General features: G+C 74.4%; 10 protein-coding genes. All 10 read left to right on the forward strand.

Going from position 1 to position 25,306, the window contains the following annotated elements:
* Positions 1-118: 118 nt before the first annotated feature.
* On the forward strand, positions 119-1,015 hold the full coding sequence (locus ACIRU3_RS43775) for a proline iminopeptidase-family hydrolase (protein ID WP_404069399.1): 897 nt from the start codon (positions 119-121) through the stop codon (positions 1,013-1,015).
* Between the two features lie 37 nt (positions 1,016-1,052).
* On the forward strand, positions 1,053-1,988 hold the full coding sequence (locus ACIRU3_RS43780; protein WP_404069401.1) for an ACP S-malonyltransferase: 936 nt from the start codon (positions 1,053-1,055) through the stop codon (positions 1,986-1,988).
* Positions 1,989-2,014: 26 nt separating this feature from the next.
* The gene (locus ACIRU3_RS43785; RefSeq protein ID WP_404069403.1) at positions 2,015-2,266 is read left to right on the forward strand and encodes a phosphopantetheine-binding protein; all 252 of its coding nucleotides are present in this window, start codon (positions 2,015-2,017) and stop codon (positions 2,264-2,266) included.
* Positions 2,267-2,291: 25 nt separating this feature from the next.
* Positions 2,292-3,854, forward strand: a complete 1,563-nt coding sequence (locus ACIRU3_RS43790) for an amino acid adenylation domain-containing protein (protein WP_404069405.1) — start codon at positions 2,292-2,294, stop codon at positions 3,852-3,854.
* Positions 3,851-5,377, forward strand: a complete 1,527-nt coding sequence (locus tag ACIRU3_RS43795; protein WP_404069407.1) for an AMP-binding protein — start codon at positions 3,851-3,853, stop codon at positions 5,375-5,377. Before ACIRU3_RS43790 ends, ACIRU3_RS43795 begins: the two co-directional genes overlap by 4 nt.
* Positions 5,374-6,612 carry a type III PLP-dependent enzyme gene (locus ACIRU3_RS43800; RefSeq protein ID WP_404069409.1) on the forward strand — a complete coding sequence of 413 codons (1,239 nt, stop codon included), beginning with the start codon at positions 5,374-5,376 and terminating at the stop codon, positions 6,610-6,612. Before ACIRU3_RS43795 ends, ACIRU3_RS43800 begins: the two co-directional genes overlap by 4 nt.
* A complete protein-coding gene (locus ACIRU3_RS43805) occupies positions 6,612-7,064 on the forward strand; it encodes a cobalamin B12-binding domain-containing protein (RefSeq protein ID WP_404069411.1) in 453 nt (150 codons plus the stop codon). Before ACIRU3_RS43800 ends, ACIRU3_RS43805 begins: the two co-directional genes overlap by 1 nt.
* The gene (locus ACIRU3_RS43810) at positions 7,061-8,350 is read left to right on the forward strand and encodes a methylaspartate mutase (protein ID WP_404069413.1); all 1,290 of its coding nucleotides are present in this window, start codon (positions 7,061-7,063) and stop codon (positions 8,348-8,350) included. The genes ACIRU3_RS43805 and ACIRU3_RS43810 overlap by 4 nt, the downstream gene beginning before the upstream one ends.
* A gap of 82 nt (positions 8,351-8,432) precedes the next feature.
* Positions 8,433-19,172, forward strand: coding sequence for an SDR family NAD(P)-dependent oxidoreductase (locus ACIRU3_RS43815; protein WP_404069415.1), 10,740 nt, complete (start codon positions 8,433-8,435; stop codon positions 19,170-19,172).
* 108 nt (positions 19,173-19,280) lie between these two features.
* Positions 19,281-25,306, forward strand: a 6,026-nt coding sequence (locus ACIRU3_RS43820) for an SDR family NAD(P)-dependent oxidoreductase (RefSeq protein WP_404069417.1), incomplete at its 3' end; no start/stop codon positions are given.

A 25,306-nucleotide genomic window follows, 5' to 3' on the forward strand; every position in this document is an offset into this window, starting at 1 on the left:
GATTAGCGTCGGCTGCGGAACCACGGAAGAGGCACCGGTCGACACCCCCGCTCTCCTGGTCCCGGCCGGCGTCCGTGCCCCGGCCGCCGCGTCCCGCAGCCGAGCAGAGGTGATCAGCGTGTCCCCGGAACCCAGCGCGAAGGGCACCGTCCCCTTCGGGGAGTACCGGACCTGGTACCGGGTGACCGGTGAGCTCGGCGCGGGACGCCCGGCGGTCGTCGCCGTCCACGGCGGGCCCGGCAGCACCCACGACTACCTGCTGCCGCTGGCCCGGCTCGCCGAAGAAGGCTGGCCCGTCGTCCACTACGACCAGCTGGGCAACGGCGGATCGACCCATCTACCCGGCAAGGGCACCGAGTTCTGGACGGTCGAGCTGTTCCTCGACGAACTGGCCAACCTCGTCGAGCGGTTGGGGATCGCCGGCGACTACGTGCTGTTCGGCCAGTCCTGGGGCGGCCCCCTGTGCGCCCGGCACGCCATGACCGGCCCGCCCGGTCTGCGCGGACTGGTCGTCGCAGACGCGCCCGCCTCGTACCCGATCTGGCTGCAGGAGATGGCACGACTGCGCGCCGAACTGCCGCCGGAGGTGGAGGAGACCCTGCGGCGGCACGAGGCGGCCGGCACCTACGACAGCCAGGAGTACCTGGCCGCAATGCGGGTCTTCTACGACCGTCATGTGTGCCGTCTGACGCCCTGGCCCCGGGACTTCCTGTCCTCCTTCATGGAGATCTACAACGACCCGACCGTCTACTACGCGATGAACGGGCCCAACGAGTTCCATGTCATCGGCTCGCTGAAGGACTGGTCGATCGTCGACGAACTGCACCGGATCCGCACTCCGACCCTCCTGATCAGCGGTCGCCACGACGAGGCCACGCCGGCCGTCGTCCAGCCGTACCACGACAGGATCCCCGGAGCGCGCTGGGAGATCTTCGAGGAGTCCAGTCACCTTCCGCACCTGGAGGAACCGGAGCGGTTCTTCGAGGTGATGACCGACTTCCTCAAGAGCCTGTGACGCTCGAGATCCTGTGAAAGGGGGCGGGGATCCCGCCATGGCACACGACACCGCGCTCGTCTTCCCCGGCATGGGACCCGTCCCGTTCGCCGAGGTCGGCAGGTTCATGGTGGCCAACCCCTTCGCCCGGGACCTGGTCGCCGTCGCCGACGAAGCGCTCGGCTACTCCCTCGTGGACGCCTTCCGGCTCTCCCCGGGCGACTACTCGGAGGCCGCCCAGGTCGCCTTCTTCGTCAACTGCCTGGCCTGTGCCCACTGGGCCCGGGACCACCTCGGCGTGGAACCCGACATCGTCGCCGGGCCCAGCTTCGGCGAGAAGGCGGCCATCGCCTACACCGGCGTCCTGGAGCTGCCCGACGCGATCCGCCTGACCGCCGACATCGCCCGCTGCCTGGAGGAGTACTTCGCCGAGGAGCACCGGGACATCGTCACCCTGTCCTTCGTCCGGGCCCCGCGCGACGGGCTCGACGAGATCCTCGCCGAACTCGACGAGGCGGGGGAGTGGCACGAGATCTCCTGCCACATCGACGACGGCTTCTACATGATCTCCCTGCCCGAACGCCGCGTGGAGTGGACGCAGGAGCGGTTGCGTGCCATCGGCAGCCTCCCGCTGTACACCATGCGGCCCCCCATGCATGCCTCGGCGTTCCGGTCGCTGCGCGACAAGGCCGCACGCGACGTGGTGTCCCGCTACTCCTTCGCCGACCCCGGGCTGCCAGTCGTCGCCGACCAGGACGGCAGGCTGCTGCACACCGGCGAGGACGTGCGCACCATGCTGCTCGACGGCTTCGACCACCCGATGAACTGGCCGAGCGTCACCACGGCCCTCAAGGACGCCGGCGTCCGCCGCCTGTGCGTCGCCGGGCCGGACAGCCTCTTCGGCCGGGTTCCCTGCACCGTTCGTCAGTTCGACGTCGTCGCCGCGCAGCCGCGGCTGGCGATGACCCCCCGGCGCCGCTCGCGCGCCGCCTGATCCCGCCCGACTCGTTGGAGGCCACCATGTGGGACGACCAGTTCGAACAGATACTCCGCCCCTTCCTGCCGTTCCTTCCGCCGCAGGAGGACCTGACGCCGGAATCCGAGCTGAAGGACCTCGGCCTGGACTCGCTCGGCACGGTCCAGCTCCTCGGCACACTGGAGGAGGCCTACCAGCTCCGCTTCCGCGACAGCGCGCTCACCATGGACACCTTCCGCACCGCCGGCGTGCTGTGGGACACCATGCAGAGCATGCTGCACAGCGCCGCGAGCTGACCGGGCGGCCACCGTGGACCCCACCATGGACGGCACGCTGTCCGGCCGGTTCCTGCGCGGCCTGGCCCTCGCCCCGGACCGGCCGGCGCTGCGCGCCGACGGCGTCGACACCACCTACCGCGAACTGCACGAACGCGCCCTGGTCCTGGCCGGCTCCCTGCTCGCCGGGCTCCCCGAACAGCCGCCCGCCGTCGGTGTGCCGGCCGGCAAGGGACCCACGGCGTACGCGGCCCTGCTGGCCGGCCTGTACAGCGGCGTCACCGTCGTGCCGCTGCAGCCGGCCTTCCCCGCCGCCCGCACCCGGCAGATGATCGAGGCCGCCGGGGTCGGCGCGCTGCTCGCCGACGACGACGCCCTGCCCGCCCTGACCGCCTTGCACGCCTCCGGTGTCACCCTGCCGACGCTCTTCGCGCCCGGCGGGCAGCCGATGCCGGCGCTCGCCGTCGACGCGGACAGCGCCCTGAAGTCCCCCATGCCCGCCCGGCCCTCCGACACCGCCTATGTGCTGTTCACCTCCGGCTCCACCGGCCGGCCCAAGGGAGTGCCGGTCACCCACGCCAACACCGCGCACTACTTCCGTCTGCTCGACCAGCGCTACGACTTCGGTCCGCACGACGTCTTCTCGCAGACCTTCGACCTCAACTTCGACTGCGCGATGTTCGACCTGTTCTGTGCCTGGGGCGCCGGCGCCACCGTCGTACCGGTCCCGGCACAGGCGTACGCGCACCTGCCGGAGTTCGTGGACGAGCAGCGCATGACCGTGTGGTTCTCCACGCCCAGCGCGATCACCCTGGTGCGCCGCACCGGCGGGCTGGTGCCGGGCGTGCTGCCGTCGCTGCGGTGGAGCTTCTTCGCGGGGGAGGCGCTCAGCTGCAAGGACGCCGAGGACTGGGCCGCCGCGGCGCCGGGCGCGACGCTGGAGAACCTGTACGGTCCGACCGAGCTCACCATCACCGTCACCGCACAGCGCTGGTCGCCGGGACGGTACCTGAACGACATGGTGCCCATCGGCGCCGTCCACCCGGGCCACGAGACGCTGCTGCTGGACACCTCCGGCGCGCCCAGCACCGACGGCGAGGGCGAACTGTGCATCGCCGGGCCCCAGTTGACCCCCGGCTACCTCGACCCGGCCGACGACACCGGACGGTTCCTCGAGCGGGACGGTCGTCGCTTCTACCGCACCGGCGACCGTGTCAGGCGTGCCGACGACGGTGGCTGGCTCTACCTGGGCCGCCAGGACGCGCAGGTCCAGGTGCACGGGGTGCGCGTGGAACTGGCCGAGGTGGACGCCGCCGCACGCACCTGCCCGGGCGTCGAGGACGCCGTGACCGTGGCGGTGCCCGTGGACGGCACGGTGGAGCTGGCCGTCTTCCACACCGGCGAACCCGTGCCACCCGCCCGGCTCGCCCGCCATCTGCGGGAGCTGCTGCCGGCCGCGGTCGTCCCGCGCGCCTACCACCACCTGGACGCGCTCCCGCTCAACTCCAACCGCAAGACCGATCGCAGGAAGCTCGCCTCCCGGGCCACGGCCATGGGGCAGTCCGCCGGGGCAGGACGCACACACGAAAGGCGGCAGGAGTCGCAGTGAACGGTCAACCGACAGTGCAGGCCCGTACCGACGCACGGGTGCACGACCTGCTCGACGAGGCCACCGCCGAGCGCCCCGAGGCCCCCGCGGTCGCCGACGCCGCCGGCCGCTGGACCTACCGGGAACTGGCCGCCCACAGCCACGCCGTCGACGCCTGGCTGGAAGGGCGCGGCATCGGACACGGCGACCGGGTCCTCGTCCAACTGCCCAGCACCCGCGAACTGGTCGCGCTGCTGTACGGCGCGGCCCGCCGCGGCGCCGTCCTGGTCCCCGTCAACACGGGCATGAAGGACTACCACCTGCGGGCGGTCGTCGCCAACGCCGAGCCCTCGCTGATCGTCGTCACCGATCCCGCCGTCGACCGGATCGCCGCCCTCGCCGACGGCGTCCCGGTGCTCGGCCTCGGCGAGGCGTCGCAGGAGATCACCGCGCTGCGCGTCCAGGGGGCACGGTCCGGCGGAGCCGGGGTCGGCCCCGAGGACATAGCCGTCCTCGTCTACACCTCCGGCTCGACCGCCGCCCCCAAGGCGGTGATCTGCCCGCACGGCTCCATGGTCTTCGCCACCGAGGCCATCAACCTGGAACTCGGCTACCGCCCCGACGACGTGGTGTTCTGCCGCTTCCCCGTCTCCTGGGACTACGGCCTCTACAAGGTGCTGCTCACCGCGGCAGGACGCAGCGAACTCGTGCTGGCCGACGGCGAGTCGGACCTGGTGCTGCTGCGCCGTATCCGGGAGACCGGCGCCACCGTCGTCCCGATCGTGCCCTCCCTGGCCACCATGATCTGCGCCCTCGCCGAACGCGAACCGAGCCGGCAGTCCCGGGTGCGCATGTTCACCAACACCGGTGCCGCGCTGCCGAAGGCCACCGCCGACGGGCTGCGCACGGCGTTCCCGGGCGCGGAGGTGATCATCCAGTTCGGGCAGACGGAGTGCAAGCGGGTCTCCGTGCTGCCGCCCGCCCACCAGGACGCCAGACCGGACTCGGTCGGCCGCCCGCTGCCCGGCACCCGCGCCTTCGTCGTGGACGACCAGGGCAACCGGCTGCCGCCCTGGGAGACCGGCGAGATCGTGGTCGAGGGCCCGCATGTCATGCCCGGCTACTGGCGCGCACCGGAACAGACCGCACGCGCCTTCCGCCCCGCCCCGGACGGCGGACTCAGGCTGCACACCGGCGACTTCGGACACGTCGACGAGGACGGCTTCTTGTATTACGAGGGCCGCCGCGACGACATGTTCAAGCACAAGGGCGTGCGCATGAGCACCACGGAGATCGAGAGCGCTGCCACGGACGTCCCCGGCGTCCGCGCCGCCGCCGTCCTGCCGCCCGCCCCCGGCCGCGACCTCGCGGTGTTCGCCGAGGGCTCCATCGACCCGCACACCCTGCTGAAGGAGCTGTCACTGCGGCTGGAGCCCGCCAAGGTGCCCGGCGTGAGCCGCGTCGTCGACGAGCTGCCGCTGACCCCGCACGGCAAGCACGACCGCAAGCAGCTCGCCCGTCTCCTGGAAGGAACCACCCCGTGACCGGCCGCACCGAGCTCGCCGAGCGCTTCGGTACCCCGTCCTACGTCTACGACCTGGACCGGGTGGCCACGGCCCGCGACGACCTGTTCGCCGCGCTGCCCGCCGAGGTCGAGGTGTTCTACGCCGCCAAGGCCAACCCGCACCCGGAGCTGCTGCGCGAGCTGCGCTCGGGCGGGGCCCGCGGCTGCCGCGCCGAGATCAGCTCCGTCGGCGAACTCGACGCCGCCCTGCAGGCCGGCTTCCCCGGCGACCGGATCCTCTACACCGGACCCGGCAAGACCACCGGGGAACTGACCGAGGCGATGGCGCGCGGCGTACGCCTCTTCTCCACGGAGTCGCCCGGCGACCTCCGCCGCGTCGGCGCGACGGCACTCCGGCTCGGCCTCACCGCCGACTGCCTGATCCGGGTCAACAACGCCACCGGCGCGGCGGCCACCAGCATCCGTATGACGGGGGTGCCCTCGCAGTTCGGCTTCGACAGCGAGACCCTGCCCGGCCTCGCCGCCGAACTGCGCGACGTGCCCGGCACCAGCATCGCCGGGCTGCACTTCTTCCCGCTGAGCAACGCCAAGGACGAGGCGAGCCTCATCGCCGAGTTCCGCCACACCATCGAGACCGCCGCCGCCCTCCAGGACACCCTCGGCGTCACCTTCCGCTTCGTCGACATCGGCGGCGGCTTCGCCGCGCCGTACGCGGTGCAGGGTGAGCGGCCGGTGTACGGCGAGCTGCGCGACGCCCTGGCCGAGGCGCTGGACGAGCACTTCCCCGGCTGGCGCCAGAGCAGTCCGCGGATCGCCTGCGAGTCGGGCCGCTACCTGGTCGCCGACAGCGGCACCCTGCTCACCTCGGTCGTCAACGTCAAGGACAGCCGCGACCACCGCTATGTCGTCCTCGACGCCGGCATCAACACGTTCGGCGGCATGTCCGGCCTCGGCCGCATCCTGCCCGTGTCCGTCGAGCCGCACGAGTCCGTCGGCGCGGACGGCACACCCGCGAGCCTCGCCGGGCCGCTGTGCACCCCGGGCGACCTGCTCGGCCGGAACGTGCCGCTGCCCGAACCGGCACCGGGCGACCTGCTCACCGTCCCCAACGCCGGCGCCTACGGCCCCACGGCCAGCCTGCTGATGTTCCTCGGCAGGCCCGCACCCGCAGAGATCGTCGTCCGCGGTGACGACCTCGTCTCCGTCTCCCGCATCCAGCACACCCGAACCTACGAACACGGACAGGCCCTGTGATGAGCCCCTACCCGACACCCCCCACCCCCGGCGACCAGCCCGTCCTGGTGGCCGGCGGCATCTCCGACTCCCACACCTGGAACCTCGTCTACCTCCAGCTCCTCCTGGAGGAGCACGGGCACCGCGTGGTCAACCTCGGCCCCTGCGTCCCCGAGGACCTCCTCATCGCCGAGGCCCTGGCCCACCGCCCGGCCCTCATCGTGGTCAGCAGCGTCAACGGGCACGGCTACCACGACGGAATGCGGACCGTCACCCGGCTGCGCGAGCACCCCGAACTCGCCGGTGTGCCCGCCGTCATCGGCGGCAAGCTCGGCATCGCCGGCCCCTGCGGCAGCGAGGAGGTGACCGCGCTGCGCGCCGCCGGTTACGACGAGGTGTTCGACGACAGCGCCGAAGGCGTCGCCGCCTTCCGGCGGATGCTCGACACGCTGCCGCAGCGGGCCCTGGTGTGACCGGCGTCGGGTTCGGCGCGTTCGTGCGCCGGGCTCACGACGCCGGACAGCTGGTGGTCCAGCCCCGGATGGGGATGAGCAGCCCGGACCTGATGCGGGCCGGGCTGCTCGCCACCCGGGACACCACGGCGACCACCGTCGGCACGATCACCCTGGACAGCTACACCCGGGTCGGCGACCTGGAGTCGGCCAAACTGGCCGTCCTGGAGGGCGTCGCCCTCAACGGCTACCCGATCGTGAGCCACGAGACTGCCACCACCCTGCAGGTGCTCGCCGGCATCCACGACCCCGGCTTCCCGGTCCAGGTCCGGCACGGCTCGGCCGCCCCGCAGGACATCTTCCGGGCGCTGACGGCCGTCGGACTCGACGCCTCCGAGGGCGGGCCGGTCTCCTACTGCCTGCCCTACGGCCGGGTCCCGCTGCGCGAGTCCGTCGCGCACTGGGCCGCCTCCTGCGAACTGCTGGCCACCCTCGGCGCGTCGGGCGCCGATCCGCACCTGGAGACCTTCGGCGGCTGCGTCCTCGGCCAGCTCTGCCCTCCCAGCCTGCTCGTCGCCGTGAGCGTCCTGGAGGCGATCTTCTTCCGCCGCCACGGCATCCGGAGCATTTCGCTGAGTTACGCCCAGCAGACCGATCCGCGCCAGGACGCCGAAGCGGTGGCCGCGTTGCGCAGCCTGTGCGCGCAGTACCTGCCGAACACCGATTGGCATGTCGTCGTCTACGCCTACATGGGCCTGTTTCCGGAAACCGAGGAAGGCGTCTACCGGCTGCTCGGGAAAGCGGCCGAACTCACCGTCGCCAGCGGTTCCGAACGGCTCATCGTGAAAACCGTGGCGGAATCCCGCCGCATTCCGTCGGTCGCCGAGAACGTCGCCGCCCTCGAATACGCGGCGGCGGTCGCCGCACACACGCGACGGGCTCCGCTGGACGGCACCGGCACCCAGACGTACGCCGAGGCCTCGGCCCTGGTGAACGCGGTGCTGGAGCTGGACGACGACCTCGGCGCGGGACTGTTGACGGCATTCTCCAGGGGACTTCTCGACGTTCCCTACTGTCTGCATCCCGACAACGCCGGATTCAGCCGGAGTTATATCGGCGCGGACGGCCGGCTGTACTGGTCCGACATCGGGAAGATGCCGCTGAACGGTATCGCCGACGTCCGCCCGGCACAGGCCATCACCTCCGCGGACCTGCTCGACTCCCTGTCCTACGTACGCCGTTCGTACGACCGGCACGACCCCGAGGACGCGTGGCCTTCCCAGGTGCCCGCCCCTAGGGGTGCTTAAGGGTGTGGCCTTTCGGAGGCCGTCACTACGGTGTGGAAAAAGGTGAGGAAAACCGGTGTCGGCCGAAAGTGGAGATGCGTGGATGAACGGGCCCGGATCCGATTCAGCTCTGGCACGTTGGCTCGCCACGGCCGTACCGTCCCAGCACCGCAGGCTGGTGACCGAACTGGTGCGTGGGGCCGCGACCGAGGCCATCGAGGCGGCCCGGCCGGGCACGGTGGACGTGCTCGACCCGGCCGTTCCGTTCTCCGCGCAGGGACTCGACTCGCTCGCCGCGGTCGACCTGCACCGACGGCTGACCGAGCGGACCGGTCTCGAGCTGCCGGTCGGCCTCGCGTACGACTGCCCGACCGTCCACGATCTGGCCGCCCGGCTGCTCGCCGAGGTGGACGGCCGGGCGGACGAGCACACCGAGCCGGCCGATGACGGCGCCCCCGACGAACCGATCGCCGTCGTCGGCATCGGCTGCCGCTTCCCCGGCGGCATCTCCTCGCCCGCCGACCTGTGGCGGCTGCTGACCGAGAGCGGCGAGGTGCTGTCGGGCTTCCCGCAGGACCGCGGCTGGGACCTGGACGCCCTCTTCGACGAGGACCCCGAGGTGCCCGGCAGCGCCTACGTCCGCAGCGGCGGATTCCTCGACACCGCCACCGAGTTCGACGCCGAGTTCTTCGGCATCAGCCCGCGCGAGGCGCTCGGCATGGACCCGCAGCAGCGGCTCGTGCTGGAGACGTCCTGGCAGGCTCTGGAAGACGCCGGCATCGACCCAACGGCGCTGCGCGGCACCCCGGCCGGCATGTTCTTCGGCGCCGAGGTGCAGGAGTACGGGCCGCGCCTGCACGACGCCCCGGACGGACTCGACGCCTATCTGCTCGCCGGGAACGCCTCCAGCGTGATCTCCGGCCGGGTCGCCTATGTGCTGGGCGCCGAAGGGCCGGCGGTCACCGTCGACACCGCCTGCTCCGCCTCCCTGGTCGCCGTCCACCTGGCGTGCCGCTCGCTGCGGCAGGGCGAGTCCTCCCTCGCACTCGCCGGCGGTGTGGCCGTGATGGGCGGTCCCGGAGTGTTCACCGCCTTCAGCCGGCAGCGGGGCCTCGCGCCCGACGGCCGCTGCAAGGCGTTCGCCGCCGCTGCCGACGGCACCGGATTCGCCGAGGGCGTCGGCGTGCTCGTCCTGGAACGGCTCGGCGACGCCCGGCGCAACGGCCACGAGGTGCTGGCCGTCGTCCGCGGCTCCGCCGTCAACCAGGACGGCGCCTCCAACGGCCTGACCGCGCCCAACGGCACCTCCCAGCAGCGGCTGATCCGCCGGGCCCTCGCCGACGCCGGGCTCACCGCCGCCGATGTCGACGTCGTCGAGGCGCACGGCACCGGCACCCGGCTCGGCGACCCCATCGAGGCCACCGCCCTCCTCGCCACCTACGGCCGGGGCCGCCCCGCCGACGCCCCGCTGCTGATCGGCTCCGTCAAGTCCAACCTCGGGCACACCCAGGCCGCCGCCGGTGTCGCCGGCGTCATCAAGACGATCCTCGCCATGGGGCACGGGCAGATACCGGCGACGCTGCACGTCGACGAGCCCACCCCGCACGTCAACTGGTCCTCCGGGGCCGTGCGACTCGTCACCGAGGGGCGTGCGTGGCCCGACACCGGCCGGGCCCGGCGGGCCGGTGTCTCGTCGTTCGGGGTCAGCGGGACCAACGCACACCTCATTCTGGAACGGCCGCAGCCCGAGCCGGAGGCCACCGACGCGGACGCCCGCCCGGCCCTTCCCGCCGGGACGCCGCTGCCCTTCGCCCTCTCCGCCCGCGGCGAGGCCGCGCTGCGGGCCCGCGCCGCCGACCTGCTGCCCCTGGCCGACGAGGCGGACCCGCTCGACCTCGCCCACTCGCTGGCCACCACCCGGCCCGCCCTGCACGACCGGGCCGTCCTCGTCGCCGCCGACCGCGCCGAACTGCGCGCCGCGCTCCACGACCTGGCCTCCGGCACCGCGCCCGTCACGGCTCGCGCCGACGGCGAACTCGGCTTCCTGTTCACCGGGCAGGGCAGCCAGCGCATCGGCATGGGCCGCGAACTCGCGGCCACCCACCCGGTGTTCGCCGACGCCCTGGACGACGTCTGCGCCCACTTCGACCTCCAGCTCGGCCGGCCGCTGCAGGACGTCCTGTCCGCCGAGCCCGGCACCCCGGAGGCCGAGCTGCTGCACCGTACCGAGTACGCGCAGCCCGCCCTGTTCACCGTGGAGGTCGCCCTCCACCGTCTTCTGGAGAGCTGGGGCCTGACCCCGGACCAGCTCGCCGGGCACTCCGTCGGCGAGATCGCCGCCGCACACGTGGCCGGCGTGCTCACCCTCCAGGACGCGACGATCCTGGTCGCCGCACGCGGCCGGCTCATGCAGCAACTCCCCGCGGGCGGCGCCATGGTCGCCGTACGCGCCACCGAGGACGAGGTGGCGCCGCTGCTCACGCCGCGCACCGGCATCGCCGCCGTCAACGGGCCCGCCGCCGTCGTGGTCTCCGGCGACGCGGCCGACGTGGAGCGCATCGCCGCCGCACTCGCCGCGCGCGGCCACGACACCAAGCGCCTGCGGGTCAGCCACGCCTTCCACTCGCCGCTGATGGAACCGATGCTGGCCGAGTTCCGCCGGATCGCACACGTCCTGGACTACGCCAGGCCGACGCTGCCGGTGGTGTCGACCGTCACCGGCGGCCCCGTCGGCTCCGAGCTGTGCGACCCCGAGTACTGGGTGGAGCACGTCCGCGCCCGCGTCCGCTTCCACGACGCCGTCCGCACGCTCGCCGACACCGGGGTACGGACGTTCCTGGAGATCGGTCCCGACGCGGTGCTGTCCGCCATGGGCCCGGACTGCACCGACGTACCCGGCGCCGCCTTCCTGCCGGTGCTGCGGCGCGAGCGGCCCGAGACCCGCGAGGCCCTCGCCGCGTTCGCCGCCGCCCATGCCCGGGGCGTCCCGGTCGACTGGCAGCGGCACTTCGCCGGCCTGGGCGGGCGCCGCGTCGATCTGCCCGGCTACCCCTTCCAGCGGCGGCGCTTCTGGCTGGCGCAGAGCACCGCCACCGACGCCGCCGGCCTCGGCCAGCTCCCCGCGGGCCACCCGCTGCTCGCGGCCGTGGTCGCCGTCGGCGCCGAGGGCGTGGTGCTGACCGGGCGGCTGTCCCCCCGGACCCAGCCCTGGCTCGCCGACCATGTCATCGCCGGCCGCGTGCTCTTCCCCGGTACCGCCTTCGTCGAACTCGCCCTGCGCGCCGGCGACCACGTCGGCACGGGCACCCTGGAGGAGCTGACCCTCGGCGCACCGCTGGTCCTGAGCGCCGACGACGACGTCGCCGTCCAGGTCGCCGTGGGCGAGCCCGACGACTCCGGACGCCGCGATGTCACGGTCCACACCCGTGCCGACGAGGCGGCCCCCTGGACCCAGCACGCCGCCGGCGTCCTCACCGCCGCCGCCCCGGCCGGCGCGGCCGACCTGACCGTGTGGCCGCCGCAGGACGCCCGGCCGCTCGACACCGCGAACGTCTACGCGGACCTCGCCGCCCAGGGCTACGGGTACGGGCCCGCCTTCCAGGGGCTGCGTGCCGCCTGGCGGCACGGTGACGACGTCTACGCCGAGGTCGCCCTGCCCGAGGACGCCGCCGCCGGTGCGACGGAGTTCGGCCTGCACCCGGCGCTGCTCGACGCCGCGCTGCACGCCGCCGACCTCGACGCCCCGCCGCGCCCCGAGGTGCTGGTGCCGTTCGCCTGGACCGGCGTCACGCTGCACGCCACCGGCGCACCGGCCCTCCGCGTGAAGATCACCCGCGGCAGCGACACCAGCGGCGGCGACACCATCGCCCTGCACCTCGCCGACGCCACCGGTGCCCCGGTGGCCGACATCGAGGCCCTGACCTCCCGTCCGGTACCGGACGGCGACGTCCTCTACGCCGTGCAGTGGTCGCCGTACCCCCGTCCGGCGACCACCACGCCCCTGCGCACCGCTGTCCTGGACGGCGCGGCCGACCCCCTCGCGGACGCCGTCGACGCTCTGCTCGACGGCCCCGCCCCGGACGCCGTCGTGCACCGCGTGCCCGGCCCGGCGGGCGCCGACGCGGTCGAAGCGCGCGCCCACGTCGGCCAGGTACTGCGGCTGCTGCACACCTGGCAGACGGACGAGCGGCTCGCCGGCACCCGGCTCGTCGTCGTCACCCCGCCGGGCAGCCCCGTCCACGCGGCCGTCCGCGGCCTGGTCCGCTCCGCCCAGGCGGAGAACCCCGGCCGCTATGTGCTCGTCGAGCACGAGGCGCTGCCCTCCGAGGCCGACCTGCGCGCGATCCTCGCCACCGGCGAACCCGAACTCTCCCTGGCCGACGGCCGGTTCGCAGTGCCACGGCTGACCGCGCAGCCCGCCGCCGAGCCCGCCCCCGCCGCCGGCTGGGGCACCGTCCTCGTCACCGGCGGCACCGGCGGCCTCGGCGCGCTGCTCGCCCGGCACCTGGTGCGCGCGCACGGCGTCCGCCGTCTGGTGCTCGCCGGCCGGCGCGGCACCGCCCCCGAACTCCACGCCGAACTCACCGCCCTGGGCGCCGAGGTGACCGTCGCCGCCTGCGACGTCGGCGACCGCGACGCCCTGCGCCGCCTGCTCGACGAGCACCCTGCCGACTCCGTCGTCCACGCCGCCGGCACCGTCCGCGACGGCATCGTGGACACCCTCACCGACGAGACACTGGACGAGGTCTTCCATGCCAAGGCGCTCGGCGCCTGGCACCTGCACGAGCTGACCCGGGACCGCGACCTCGCCCACTTCGTGCTCTTCTCCTCCCTCGCCGCCGTCCTCGACGGACCCGGGCAGGGCAACTACGCGGCCGCCAACGCCTACCTCGACGCCCTCGCCGGGCACCGCGCCGCCCTCGGCCTGCCGGCCACCGCGCTCGCCTGGGGCCTGTGGGCCACCGACAGCGGCATGGGCGCCGCGCTGGACGACACGGCCCTGGAGCGCATCGCGGCCTACGGCATCCCCGGCCTGTCCGCCGAACGCTCCCTGGAGCTGTTCGACGCCGCCCTCCGCTCCCGCGCACCCCATCTGGTGCCCGTGGAGATCGACGCCGCCGCCGTACGCCGCCGCCCCGACGGCATACCGCCGCTGCTGGCCAGCCTCGTCCGCCCGGTCACCCGCCGGGTCACGGCGAGCACCGCCCCCGCCGCGGCCGCCGACGGACACCTGGCCGCGCTGCCCGTCGCCGACCGCGACCGCGCTCTGCTGGAGCTGGTGCGCACCGAGGTGGCGGCCGTGCTCCGGCACGACGGGCCGCACGCCATCGACCCCGGCCGGGCCTTCACCGACCTCGGCTTCGACTCGCTGGCCGCCGTGGAACTGCGCAACCGGCTGGGCACCACCACCGGACTGCGGCTGCCCGCCACCCTCGTCTTCGACCACCCCACCTCCCGCGCACTCGCCGGCCACATCGGCGAGACGCTCTTCGGCACCGGCCCGCGGGAGACCCCCGCCCTCGCCACCCGCACCGCACCGGACGACGACCCGATCGTCATCGTCGGCATGAGCTGCCGCTACCCCGGCGGGGTCCGCTCCCCGGAGGACCTGTGGCGGCTCGTCGCCGACGGCGTCGACGCGGTCGGCGGCTTCCCCGCGGACCGCGGCTGGGACACCGAGGCGCTCTACGACCCGGAGCCGGGCACCCCCGGCCGCACCTACGCCCGCGAGGGAGCCTTCCTGTACGGCGCCGCCGAGTTCGACCCCGGCTTCTTCGGCATCAGTCCCCGCGAGGCCACCGCCATGGACCCGCAGCAACGGCTCCTCCTGGAGGTGTCCTGGGAGGCGCTGGAGCGCTCCGCCGTCGACCCGCACCGCCTGCGCGGCTCCCGCACCGGCGTGTTCGCGGGCGTCATGTACCACGACTACGGCACCTGGCTGGCGGAGGTGCCCGAGGACCTCGCCGCCTACCTCGGCAACGGCAGCCTCGGCAGCGTCGTCTCCGGCCGGGTCGCCTACGCCCTCGGCCTCGAAGGGCCCGCCGTCACCGTCGATACCGCCTGTTCCTCCTCGCTGGTCACCCTGCACCTGGCCGCCCAGGCGCTCCGCCAGGGCGAGTGCGATCTCGCCCTGGTCGGCGGCGTCACCGTGATGTCGACGCCGGACACCTTCGTCGACTTCGCCCGGCAGCGCGGGCTGGCCGCCGACGGCCGCTGCAAGTCCTTCGCGGCCGCTGCCGACGGCACCGGCTGGGGCGAGGGCGCCGGCATGCTCGTCGTCGAACGCCTCTCCGACGCCCGCCGCAACGGCCACCGGGTGCTCGCCCTGGTCCGCGGCTCCGCCGTCAACTCCGACGGTGCCTCCAACGGCCTGACCGCCCCCAACGGCCCCTCCCAGCAGCGCGTCATCCGCGCCGCGCTGGCCGCCGCCGGGCTCTCCCCGGCCGACGTCGACACCGTCGAGGCGCACGGCACCGGCACCACCCTCGGCGACCCGATCGAGGCCCAGGCCCTGCTCGCCACCTACGGGCAGGACCGCGACGAGCCGCTGTGGCTGGGCTCCGTCAAGTCCAACATGGGACACACGCAGGCCGCCGCCGGTGTCGCCGGTGTCATCAAGATGGTGATGGCGATGCGGCACGGCACCCTGCCGAAGACCCTGCACGTCGACGCGCCCTCCGACCAGGTGGACTGGAGCGCGGGCGCCGTGGAACTGCTCACCGAACAGCGCCCGTGGCAGGCGCCTGACCGGCCGCGCCGCGCCGGTGTGTCCTCGTTCGGGATCAGCGGCACCAACGCCCATGTGATCCTGGAGGAGTTCACCGAGCCCGGGCCCCCGAAGGCCGACCCCGCCACCGCACCGCCGGTGCTCGCCCTCCCGGTCTCCGCCCGCTCGCCCGAGGCCCTGAGCGGCCAGGCCCGGCGCCTGCTGGAGCTGACCGGCACCGCCCCCGCCGACCTCGGTCTGGCCCTGGCCACCACCCGCGGCACCCACCCCCACCGGGCCGTGCTCCTCGCCACCGGTGACGACCAGGCCGCCGCCGGGCTCGACGCCCTGGCACGCGGCACCGAGGCGCCGGGGCTGCTCGTCACCGGCGCCGCCACCGACGGCACCCTGGCCTGTCTGTTCTCCGGTCAGGGCGCCCAGCGCCCCGCCATGGGCCGCGACTGGTACGACGCCTTCCCCGTCTACGCCGAGCACTTCGACCGCGCCGCCGCCCTCTTCGACAAGCACCTGGAACGGCCCCTGGCCGAGGTCGTCTTCGGCGACGATGCCCAGGCACTGGAGCAGACCGTCTACACCCAGGCCGCGCTGTTCACCACCCAGGTGGCGCTCTACCGGCTGCTGGAGTCCTTCGGGCTGCGACCCGACCGGCTGGCCGGCCACTCCGTCGGCGAGTTCGCCGCCGCGCACGCAGCGGGCGTGTGGTCGCTGCAGGACGCCGTCACCGCGGTCGCCGCCCGGGGGCGGCTCATGCAGGCGCTGCCCGAGGGCGGCGCGATGATCGCCGTACAGGCGTCGGAGGACGAGGTGACCCCGCTGCTGGACGGGCGGTGCGGGATCGCCGCCGTCAACGGGCCCCGCGCCGTGGTCGTCTCCGGTGACGAGGACGCCGTCACCGAGGTCGCCGCGCACTTCACGACCACCCGCAGGCTTCGCGTCTCGCACGCCTTCCACTCGCCCCGTATGGAGCCCATGCTGGCCGCGTTCCGGGAGGTCATGACCGGCATCGAGGCGGCGGAACCGGCCGTGCCGATCGTCTCCACCCTCACCGGCGCCCCGGCCACCGCCGCCGAACTCGGCTCCGCCGACTACTGGGTACGGCATGTACGGGAGACCGTGCGCTTCGCCGACGCCGTCACGACACTGGCGGAACACGGCGCCGACACCTTCCTCGAACTCGGTGCCGCACCGGTGCTCACCGCCATGGGCCCCGACTGCCTGCCGGACGCCGAGGACACCGCCTTCGTCGCCACCGCGCGCAAGGACACCGCCCAGCTGCCCGGCCTGCTAGCCGCCCTGGCCACCGTGCACACGCGGGGCTCGGACGTCGACTGGGCGGTGCTGTACGAGGCGTACGCGGGAAGCCGTGTCGAGCTGCCCACCTACGCCTTCGAGCACCGCCGGTACTGGCTGCCCACGCCCGCCGTCGCCGTCGGCGACGCCGCCGGGCACGGGCTCGCCGCCGCCGACCACCCGCTGGTGAGCGCCCGGCTGGACCTGCCCGGCGATGCCGGTCTGCTGCTCACCGGCCGGATCTCCACCGCCACCCATCCGGTCCTCGCCGAGCACGCCGTGCTGGGCACGGTCCTGGTGCCCGGTGCCGCGCTGGTCGACCTCGCCCTGCACGCCGGACACCTCACCGGACGCCCCGTCCTGGAGGAACTGACCCTGCAGGCCCCGCTGGTGCTGCCCGCGGACACCGCCGTACGCCTGCAGGTCGCCACCGGCCCCGACGGCACCGTCGAGATCCACTCGCGTGCCGAGAGCGCCCCCGTGGACGAGAGCTGGACCCGGCACGCCACCGGCACCCTCACCGGCCGCGCCGCGCCGCCCGCGACCGGCCCCGCCACCTGGCCGCCGCCCGGCGCCACCCCGCTCGACGTCACCGGCCTCTACCCGCGCCTGCACGCCGAGGGCTACGACTACGGCCCCGTCTTCCGCGGCGTACGGGCCGCCTGGCGGCACGGCGACACCCTGCTCGCCGAACTCGAACTGCCCGCGGGCGCACGGCAGGACGCCGCACGCCACGCCCTGCATCCGGCGCTGCTGGACTCCGCCCTGCACGTCACCTCGCTGCTGGACGGCGAAGCGGAGCCCGGCGAGCGGTCCGACGGCATCGCCCTGCCCTTCGCCTGGACCGGGGTCACCCTGCACACCCGGGGCTCCCTCACCGCCCGCGTCCGCGTCACCCGCGGTACCGACGGCACCCGCATCGAACTGGCGGACACCGAGGGCCGGCCGCTCGCCACCGTCGAGTCGTACGTCACGCGCCCCGTCACCGCCGACCGGCTCGCCCGGCAGCAGCGCCATCTCTACGCCGTCACCGACGTACCGCTGCCCGAGGCCGCCGGGCGCCCCGACCGCCGTACCTGGGCGGTCCTCGGCGACGACGACCTCGGCCTCGGCGCCCCGGCACACGCCGATCTGGACGCGCTCGGCGCCACCGTGCCCGACGTGGTGATCCTGCCGGTCACCGCCCCGCCTGCCGAGGGCGGCAACCTGCCCGACGCCGTGCGGACCGTCCTGGGCCGCACCCTGGAGACCCTGCGTGCCTGGTCGGCCGACGACCGCTACAGCGACGCGGTGCTCGTGGTCCTCACCTGCGGCGCACTCGCCGACGCCCCGGTGCACGGGCTGGTGCGGGCCGCACAGGCCGAGGACCCCGGCCGGATCCTCCTCGTGGCACGGTCCGGGCCCGACGGCCCCGTACCGGACCGGGCCGCGCTGGCCGCCCTCATCGACTCCGGGGAGCCGGAGACACGATGGCGCAACGGCCGGGCGCGCGCCCCGCGCCTGGTGCGCGCGGAGGAGCCCGGCGCCCCGCGTCCGGACCGCCCGTGGGGCACCGTCCTCGTCACCGGAGGCACCGGCGGACTCGGCGCCCTGGTCGCCCGGCACCTGGCCGAGCGGCACGGCGTGACTCGTCTGGTGCTCACGAGCCGCCGCGGACCCGAGGCGCCCGGCGCCGCTCGACTGCGCGCGGAGCTGGCGGAGTCGGGCGCCGACGCCGAGATCGTCGCCTGCGACGTCTCCGACCGCGCCGCGCTCGCCGCCCTGCTCATCGCGCACCCCGTCGACAGCGTCGTCCACACCGCCGGTGTCCTCGACGACGGCCTGGTCGCCTCGCTGACCCCGGCACGCCTGGACACCGTGCTGCGCCCCAAGGCGGACGCCGCCTGGCACCTGCACGAACTGACCCTGGACCGGGAGCTGTCCCACTTCGTGCTGTTCTCCTCGGCCGCGGGCACCATCGACGCCTCGGGACAGGGCAACTACGCCGCCGCCAACGTCTTCCTCGACGCGCTCGCCGCCCACCGCGCCACCCTCGGCCTGCCCGCCACCTCCCTCGCCTGGGGCCTGTGGTCCGGCGGCGGCATGGGCGCCGGCCTCGACGCGGCCGAGGTCCAGCGCATCGAACGCTCCGGCATCGGCGCGCTCGACCCGGACGAAGGGCTGGAGCTGTTCGATGCCGCCGTCGCCTCCGGCAACCCCGCCCTGGTACCCGTACGGCTGGACAGCGCGGCCCTGCGCCGGCGCGGCGACGACCTCCCGGCCGTGCTGCGGACCCTGGGCGGCGTCACCCACCGTGCGGACCGCGACGGCCGGACCCGCACCCTTGGCGAGCAGCTGGCCGGACTCCCCGCAGCCGACCACGAACACACCGTCCTGGAAACGGTCCGCACCGAGGTCGCCGCCGTCCTCGGCCACGCCGGACCCGCCGCCGTCGAGCCGCGCCGCGCCTTCACCGAGCTGGGCTTCGACTCGCTCGCCGCCGTCGAGCTGCGCAACCGGCTGAACGCGGTCAGCGGACTGCGCCTGCCCTCCACGCTGATCTTCGACTACGCCACCCCGGCAGCGCTCGCCGGCCACCTCCTCGAACGGCTCTTCCCGGACACCGCCGACCCCGAGCCATCCGCCCCACCGCACGACGACGAGCTGCGCGCCCTGATCTCCGGCATCCCCGTCGCCCGCATCCGGGAAGCCGGCCTGCTCGACAGCCTGCTGAAGCTGTCCGAACCGGCCCATGCCCCCGCCCCCACCGACCGGGCCCTGGACATCAAGTCGATGGCCGTGGCCGACCTGGTGCGCGCCGCGCTCGACCGCAGCGGCACCCAGTGACCTCCACCCGGTGCCCGACGACGCGCCGCGTCCGGCACCGGGCCCCCGTTCCGGCGCACCTTCCACCGCGTCACCAGCGCCGCCGACCAGCAGGGAGCGACACCGACCGTGGACACATCCGTCGAGCAGATCGTCGAGGCGCTGCGCGAGTCATTGCTCGAGAACGAGCGGCTGCGCCGGCAGAACGACCAGATCACCGAGGCGGCGCAGGAACCCGTCGCGATCGTCGCCATGAGCTGCCGCTACCCGGGCGGCGTCAGCACGCCCGAGCAGCTGTGGCAGCTGGTCGACGCCGGCGCCGACGCCGTGGGCGACTTCCCCGCGGACCGCGGCTGGGACGTCGAGGGCATCTACGACCCCGACCCCGACGTCCCCGGCAGGACACACGTCCGCGAAGGCGGGTTCCTGTACGACGCGCCGCGGTTCGACCCCGGCTTCTTCGGCATCAGCCCGCGTGAGGCCCTCGCGATGGACCCGCAGCAGCGGCTGCTGCTGGAGACCGCCTGGGAGGCGTTCGAACGCGCCGGCATCGACCCGCACAGCCTCAAGGGCAGCCGCACCGGCATCTACGCGGGCGTCATGTACCACGACTACGGCAGCTGGCTCACCGAGGTGCCGGACGGCGTCGAGGGCTATCTCGGCAACGGCAACCTGGGCAGCGTCGCCTCCGGACGTGTCTCCTACATCCTCGGCCTGGAAGGCCCCGCGGTCACCGTCGACACCGCCTGCTCCTCCTCGCTCGTCGCCCTGCACCTCGCGGTGCAGGCGCTGCGCACCGGCGAGTGCGGCCTGGCCCTCGCGGGCGGCGTGACGGTGATGTCCACCCCCGACACCTTCATCGACTTCTCCCGCCAGCGGGGTCTCGCGCTGGACGGCCGCTGCAAGTCCTTCGCGGAAGGCGCGGACGGCACCGGCTGGGGCGAGGGCGCCGGCCTGATCCTGCTGGAACGGCTCAGCGACGCCCGGCGCAACGGGCACCCGGTGCTGGCCGTCGTCCGCGGCACCGCCGTCAACCAGGACGGCGCCTCCAACGGCCTCACCGCCCCCAACGGCCCTTCCCAGCAGCGCGTCATCCGCGCGGCCCTCGCCAACGCCCGCCTGGAACCCCGCCAGGTGCACGCCGTCGAGGCCCACGGCACCGGCACCCCGCTCGGCGACCCGATCGAGGCGCAGGCCCTGCTGGCCACCTACGGGCAGGATCGCGACGAGCCGCTGTGGCTCGGCTCGGTCAAGTCCAACATCGGGCACACGCAGGCCGCCGCGGGTGTCGCCGGCGTCATCAAGATGGTGATGGCGATGCGGCACGGCCGGCTGCCCAGGACCCTGCACGCCGAACGGCCGACCTCGCAGGTCGACTGGGCGGCCGGCGCCGTCGAACTGCTCGCCGAGGCCCGCGACTGGCCCGCGGACGGCGAGCCCCGCCGCGCAGCGGTGTCGTCCTTCGGCATCTCCGGCACGAACGCCCACGTCATCGTCGAGGCCGCCCCCGAGCACGAGCCCCGTACGCAGGACCCCTCCTGGACCCGGCCGCTCCCGCTGGTGCTGTCCGGCAACGGCGAGCGCGGCCTGGCCGCCCAGGCCCGCCGCCTCCTCGACCACCTCACCGCCGCCACCGACCCCGTTCCCGACGTCGCCCACACGCTCGCCCGCGGACGCGCGGCACTGGACGAGCGGGCGGTCGTCACCGGCGCCGACCTGCCCGCCCTCACCGCGGGCCTGACCGCGCTCGCCGAGGGCGGCCTCGCGCCGAACGTGGTGCGCGGCAGGCCAGCGGGGGAGTCCCGCATCGCCTTCGTCTTCCCCGGCCAGGGCTCCCAGTGGGCCGGTATGGCCGCCGACCTGCTCGACACCTCACCCGGGTTCGCCGCCACCATGGCCGACTGCGCCGCGGCTCTCGCCCCCGTCACCGACTGGGACCTCATCGAGACCGTGCGGGCGCGACAGCCGCTGGAACGGGTGGACATCGTCCAGCCCGTGCTGTGGGCGATCATGGTGTCGATCGCCGAGCTCTGGCGTGCGCACGGCGTTCGGCCCGCGGCGGTCATCGGCCACTCCCAGGGCGAGATCGCCGCCGCCTGCGTGGCCGGCGCGCTCTCCCTGGCCGACGGGGCCCGCATCGTGGCCCTGCGCAGCCGGGCCATCGCCCGGGAACTCTCCGGCCGCGGCGGCATGATGTCGGTGGCCCTGCCGGAGACACGGGTGCGCGACCTCGTCGCCCGCTACGACGGCCGCATCGCGGTGGCCGCCGTCAACGGCGCCTCCTCCGTGGTGCTCTCCGGCGACGCGGACGCCCTCGACGAACTCCGCGAGACGATCGTGGCCGGCGGTGACCGAGCCAAGCGGCTCCCGGTGGACTACGCCTCACACTCCGCGCACGTCGAGTCGATCCGCGAGCAACTGCTCGCCGACCTGGCGGGCGTTCGGGCCCGGCCCGCCGAGGTGCCGTTCTACTCCACCGTGACCGGAGCCCGGCTCGACACCACCGGCCTGGACGCCGGCTACTGGTACACCAACCTGCGGCAGAGCGTGCTGTTCGAACCGACCACACGCACCCTGCTCGACGCCGGGTACGGAGTGTTCGTCGAGTGCAGCCCGCACCCCGTGCTCCTGCACAGCATCGAGGAGACCGCCGACACAGCGGGCGCCGACGTCACCGGCCTCGGCTCGCTGCACCGCGACGACGGCGGCCCCGAGCGCGTCCTGGCCGCCCTGGGCGAAGCCTTCGTGGCCGGCGTCCCGGTCGACTGGTCGGCCGTGTTCAGCGGCATGCCGGTACGCGCCGCCGACCTGCCCACGTACGCCTTCCAGCGCGAGCGGTACTGGCTCGGCCGGTCCGCCGGCGCCGGCGATGTCACCGCCGCCGGGCTCCAGACCACCGGCCACCCGCTGCTGGGCGCCGCCGTCCCGGTCGCCGAGGGCGGCACCCTGTTCACCGGCCGGCTCTCCACCGCCACCGCACCCTGGCTGGCCGACCACGCGGTGTCCGGCACCACCCTGCTGCCCGGCACCGCCCTGGTCGAGCTGGCGCTCGGCGCCGGCCACGACCTCGGCTGCGGGCACCTCGCCGAACTCACCCTCCAGGCACCGCTGGTGCTGTCCGACCGGGGCGCGGTCCAGCTGCAGCTGCACGTGGCCGCCGCCGACGACTCCGGGCACCGTGCGCTGACCCTCCACTCCCGCCCCGAGGGCTCCGACGACCCGGCCTGGACCGCGCACGCCACCGGCCTGCTCACCCCGCAGACCGCCGAGCCCGCCTTCGATCTCACAGCCTGGCCGCCCCCGGGCGCGGAGCCCGTACCGGTCGACGACGCCTACGGGCAACTGGCCGCCCTCGGCTACGACTACGGGCCCGCCTTCCAGGGACTGCGCGCGGCCTGGCGGCGCGGCGCCGAGACCTTCGCCGAGGTCGAACTGCCCGTGGAGGCCGAAGCGTTCGCGCTGCACCCGGCCCTCTTCGACGCCGTCCTGCACGCCGACGGCCTCGGCACCGACGGCCAGCAGAGCGCCCGTCTGCCCTTCGCCTGGACCGGGGTGTCGCTGTACGCGGCCGGGGCCACCGCCCTGCGCGTCCGGCTGCACGGCGGCGAGACGCTCTCCCTCCGGCTGGCCGACCCCACGGGCGCCCCGGTCGCCGAGGTCGAGGCCCTGGTCTCCCGGCCCGTCGACCCGGCCGCACTCACCTCGACCGCCCGCGCCGACGACCTGTACCGCCTGGACTGGCCCGCACTGCCGGTGCCCGAGCCGACCGCACCCGAGTACGCCGTCCTGGACGAACGGGGCGTGGCAGCCCTGGACACCCTTCCCGCGTGGGTCGTGCTCCCGGCCGTCGACGACGACCCGGTGACCGGCACGCGCCGCGCGACCGAGCGGGTACTGACCGCCGTCCAGGACTGGCTGCCGGACGAACGCGCCGCGGAGTCGAAGCTGTTGGTGCGCACCCGAGGCGCCGTCGCGGTGGGGGACGAGGACGTCACCGATCTGGCGGGTGCCGCCGTATGGGGCCTGGTCCGGGCCGCGCAGGGCGAGCATCCCGGCCGGTTCGCGCTGGTGGACTCCGCCGACGGTGACGTGGCCGCCGCGGTGGCCGCCGCCGCGGCGAGCGACGAACCCCAACTCGCCCTGCGCGAAGGCACCGTGCACGTGCCCCGGCTGGCCCGCGCCACACCGCGGGGACAGGCGCCGTCCCTCGACCCGGACGGCACCGTGCTGATCACCGGCGGCACCGGTGTCCTCGGCGCGCTGGTCGCCCGGCACCTGGTCACCGAGCACGGCGTGCGCCGACTGGTGCTCGCCGGGCGCAGCGGAACCGCCGTCGACGACTTCGCCGGACTCGACGCGGAGATCGTCGTGGCCCGCTGCGACGCCGCCGACCGCGAGCAACTGGCCGGGCTCCTCGCCGAGGTGCCGTCCGACCGCCCGCTGACCGCGGTCGTCCACCTCGCCGGTGTCCTCGACGACGGACTGGTGACCGACCAGACTCCCGAGCGTCTCGACGCCGTACTGCGGCCCAAGGCCGACGCCGCCTGGCATCTGCACGAGCTGACGCGCGACCTCGGCCTCGCCGCGTTCGTCCTGTTCTCCTCGGCCGCCGGCACGGTCGACGGCTCCGGACAGTCCGGCTACGCCGCCGCCAACGCCTTCCTCGACGCACTGGCCGTCCACCGAAGGCACCACGGTCTGCCCGCCCACTCCCTGGCCTGGGGCTTCTGGGAGCAGCGCACCGGACTGACCGCCCACCTCACCGACGCCGACGTGGACCGCATGGCCCGCGCGGGCGTCCGCTCCCTGTCCACCGAGGAAGGTCTGCGCCTGCTCGACGCCGCCCTGGCCGCCGACGAGCCGCTGCTTGTTCCGGTCGGCCTCGACCTGGCCGTGCTGCGCCGCGCCGGCGACGTCCCGGCCGTGCTGCGCGGTCTGGTGCCCCCACGCACCCGCCGTACCGCGGCCTCCCGCGCGGGCTCGCGGTCGCTCGCCGACCGGCTGGCCGCACTCGGCCCGGCCGAACGCGACGCCGCCCTGGAGGACCTGGTCCGCACCCACGCCGCCGCCGTGCTCGGACACGGCAACGACATGACCCTCGATCCGCGGCGCTCCTTCCGCGAGCTGGGCTTCGACTCGCTGACGGCGGTGGAACTGCGCAACCGCCTGGGCAACGCGGTCGGCCTGCGCCTGCCCGCCACCCTCGTCTTCGACTACCCCGACGCGGGCGCGCTCGTGGGACATCTGCGGACGGAACTCTTCGGAGCGCAGGCCGAGACCGCCCCCGAGGTCGCTGTGCGGGGACCGGACGAGCCGGTCGCCATCGTCGCCATGGCCTGCCGCTACCCCGGCGGCGTCACCACGCCCGAGGATCTGTGGCGGTTGCTGGCCGACGGCGGTGACGGCATCGGCGCCTTCCCCGCCGACCGCGGCTGGGACCTGGACGGGCTGTACCACCCCGAGCCGGGCAAGGCCGGCCACTGCAGCACCCGGGCGGGCGGATTCCTGTACGACGCCGCCGACTTCGACCCCGACTTCTTCGGTATCGGCCCGCGTGAAGCCCTGGCCATGGACCCGCAGCAGCGGCTGCTGCTGGAGACGTCCTGGGAGGCGCTGGAGCGGGCCGGCATCGATCCGCACTCCGCGCGCGGCAGCCGCACCGGTGTCTTCGCGGGCGTCATGTACCACGACTACGGCAGCCGGCTGACCCACGCCCCCGAGTCCGTGCGCGACTATCTCGGCAACGGCAGTCTGGGCAGTGTGGCCTCCGGGCGGGTCGCCTACACCCTCGGTCTGGAGGGCCCGACGCTCACCGTCGACACGGCGTGCTCGTCGTCCCTGGTGGCGCTGCACCTGGCCGCGCAGTCGCTGCGGCAGGGCGAGTGCAGCCTGGCGCTGGCCGGCGGTGTGTCCATGATGTCGACCGTCGACACGTTCGTGGACTTCAGCAGGCAGCGCAACCTCGCCGACGACGGCCACGCCAAGTCCTTCGCCGACGCCGCGGACGGCACCGCCCTGTCCGAGGGCGCCGGAATGCTCGTGCTGGAGCGGTTGTCGGAGGCGCGGCGTCTGGGGCATCCGGTGCTGGCGGTGGTGCGGGGTTCGGCGGTGAATCAGGACGGTGCGTCCAATGGTCTGACGGCGCCGAACGGTCC

The sequence above is a fragment of the Streptomyces sp. NPDC101151 genome (genome assembly GCF_044768335.1).
In the GTDB taxonomy this organism is placed as follows: domain Bacteria; phylum Actinomycetota; class Actinomycetes; order Streptomycetales; family Streptomycetaceae; genus Streptomyces.